This is a genomic window from Streptomyces sp. M-16 (assembly GCF_052114405.1).
In the GTDB taxonomy this organism is placed as follows: Bacteria; Actinomycetota; Actinomycetes; order Streptomycetales; family Streptomycetaceae; genus Streptomyces.
On record NZ_JBFRER010000265.1, the window covers coordinates 1 to 2,781 of the forward strand.

The 2,781-nt window shown below is 79.4% G+C and carries 1 protein-coding gene and 2 pseudogenes; 2 read left to right on the forward strand and 1 reads right to left on the reverse strand.

The features are described 5' to 3' along the window. A pseudogene (locus AB4039_RS41890) lies at nt 1-614 on the reverse strand (polyprenyl synthetase family protein); the annotation flags it as partial. 338 nt (nt 615-952) lie between these two features. Between AB4039_RS41890 and AB4039_RS41895 the strand changes: the two are divergent. Next, complete coding sequence (locus AB4039_RS41895; protein WP_442273268.1) at nt 953-2,335, forward strand: hypothetical protein; 1,383 nt, start codon at nt 953-955, stop codon at nt 2,333-2,335. A 192-nt stretch (nt 2,336-2,527) separates the two neighbouring features. Further along, nucleotides 2,528-2,781: pseudogene (locus AB4039_RS41900) on the forward strand (hypothetical protein); the annotation flags it as partial.

Consider the following 2,781-nt stretch of genomic DNA (forward strand, 5'->3'; position numbering starts at 1 on the left):
AAGGCGTCCAGCGCGGCCGTCACCCACGGCGGCGCGCCGCCGTGGATCGCGCCCAGCGCGCAGGCGAGGCCGAACAGCGCCCCCGGCCCGGGAAGCGGCACGGCCGGACCGGCCGCACGGCGCGCGGCCCGGGCCCCGCACAGTTCGATCAGCCGGTCGCAGAGGACGGTGACGGCCTCGGGGCGGCCGACGACGAGGCGGACGGCGAGCGCGGCCATCGCCTCGCCCGCGGCGCCCGCCCCGGTCGTCCCGAACACCGCCCGGGTCGGGGGCCGGCGGCGCGCGGCCGGGCCGGTCACCCCCGCGTGCAACAGCGTGGACTGGCGGACGAGTTCGACGGCCGCCGCCGCGGGGAGCGCCGCCTCGTCGCGCCCGCCCGCCGCCCGCGCGGCCGCCAGCACCAGGGCGGGCCCGATCGCCGTCCCCGCACCGGCGCCCCCGCCGGTCGGGGCGCCGGCGCGGTCGCCCCAGCCGAGCTGGTACGCGCAGACCGCCCGTACGGCGTCGGGCAGCGTGTGCAGACAGGCGCGCAGCACCGGGTCGACGGCGGCGCGGGCCCGGCCGGGCGCGGCCGCCGCACCGGGGTCGTCATGGTCCGTCGGGTACGGGATCACGGGTGGGAACCTCCTGCTCGGCGGGCCGTGCGTGGGCGTCGTGCGGCCGTCTCGCGGCGCGTGCGCCGGGGCGGCGGTCGGGGGAGGGGCGGGGCGCGGGGTGCGGGGTGCGCGGCGTGACGGAGTGAGCCGGGGGGACCGGTTCCGCTCCGCCCGGGGCCCGTAGTGCTCCCGTACGCCAGGGACACGGGACGCGGGCGTGTGTCACGGTGTGCACAGGTCCCAGTGAGGCGCAGGACGGCCCGACCCGGTACGTCCGCCGCGACCCCGACGTGTTGAATGTCCGGCCGCGTTGAAGCGGTGGACACGTGTACGACCCGGCGACCTGGGCGGTTCTGATGGCCGAGCGTGAACCCAACGGACGACTGCGCACCCTCCTGAACGACGCCCGCTGGAGCGGGCAGGACTTCGCCCGCGCCGTGAACGGCGTGGCGGCCGAGACCGGTCTCACGCTGCGCTACGACCGCACCTCCGTCTCCCACTGGCTCTCCGGCACCCGCCCCTCCGCCCACGTGGTGGCCCTCGCCGCCGAGGCACTGAGCCGACGGACCGGCCGCCGGATCAGCCCGGCCGATACCGGGCTCGCCCGGGCCGCGCCGGGTCCGGGCGGATCCCGGAAACCGCCCGGGGGCACGGCGGGCGGAGCGCCGGGCACGGCCGGCGGTACGACCGCGGGCGCATCCGCCGCCCCGTACGAGACCGGGCCCGGCGCCGCACCCGGGCCGGCCGGCCTCGCCGAGGGCCCCTTCGGCGAGGTCCCGGTCTACTCCTCCGCCTGGCGGCCCCACGGGGAACCGCCGACCGGGGCCGCGGCCCGGCGGACCCCGGCGGGGGCCCGGCTCGAACACCACCAGGTCGCGGCGGCCGAGGCCCTGCTGCCGGTGTTCCGCGACGCCGACATGACGTACGGCAGCGGTCGCGTCCGCCCGGCCCTGACCGCCTACCTCACCACCACCGTCGTCCCCTGGCTGGGCGCCGACGCGGCGCCCGCCGTCCGCCACCGGCTCCTCGGCAGCGCCGCCCGCCTCGCCTACACGGCCGGATTCCTGTGCTTCGACGGCAACGAACAGGGCCTCGCCCAGGCCTACTACCGGGCGGCGCTGAGGCTGGGCCGGGAGGCGGGGGACCCGCGGTGCCACGCGCCCGTGCTCCGGGCGATGAGCGTCCAGGCCCACCACCTGGGGCACCGCAAGCGGGCCTTGGAACTGGCCGAGGCCGCAGCCCGCGAGGTCCCCCGACTGCCGCCCGTCCAGGCGGCGTTCGTCACCGGCCAGCTCGCCGTCGCGGAGGCGGCCTGCGGAGACCGGCGCGCCGCCCTGACCCATCTGGGCCGTGCCGAAGCGCTGTTGGAACGCGCGACCGGCCGGTGCGCCCCGATCGGCGACTACCACCGGGCCGCCTACCACCACCAGCAGTCCGAAGTCCTGGCCGCGCTGGGCGACACGGCGGGCGCCGTGACGGCCCTGTCCTCCTCGCTGCGCCACCGCCCGCCCGTCGAACGCCGCGCCCGCGCCATCACCTCCGCACGGCTCGCCGAACTCCAGCTGGACCGCGGCCACCTGGAGCGGGCCTGCGCCACCTGGCACGAACTGCTTGACACCGTGGGCCCGTTGGAGTCGGCCCGGGTCGCCGACGCCGCACGCAGACTACGAGCCCGCCTCCGGGCCGCCGGGGGCAACCGCACCGCCCGCGCCCTCCTCACCCGCCTGGCCCCCGCCTAGCGCCGTGACCGGCGGGCCACGCCGGCCACAGCACCGGGGCGGCCGGATCGCCGCAGGTCCGGTACGCGGTAAGGCCGAAGGGGCGCGCGCCGCCACGGCCCGCGTCCCCGGGAACGGTTGTCCGGGGGCCGGGAATCCGCTCTACTGCTGTGCAGCCCCGGGCCGGGGCACGTTCCTGGGAGGGGCTGCGAGATGACGACGGACGGGCGGTCTCACCGGCGCAAGGACGGCCCCCCGCGGCCCTCGCCCCACCGCCGCCGGCCACGGCCGCTCGGGAAACGGCCCCTGCTCGCCCTCCTCGTCGCCTTCCTCCTCGCCGGTGCCTGCGTCGCCACCGGCATGCTCTGGGACCCCTTCCGGGCCGCCGCCGGCCAGGACCGCGCCGGGCCCGCCGCCGGCGCGCCCCGCTCCACCGGCACGCCTGCCCCCGCGGACCCCGCCGCCCC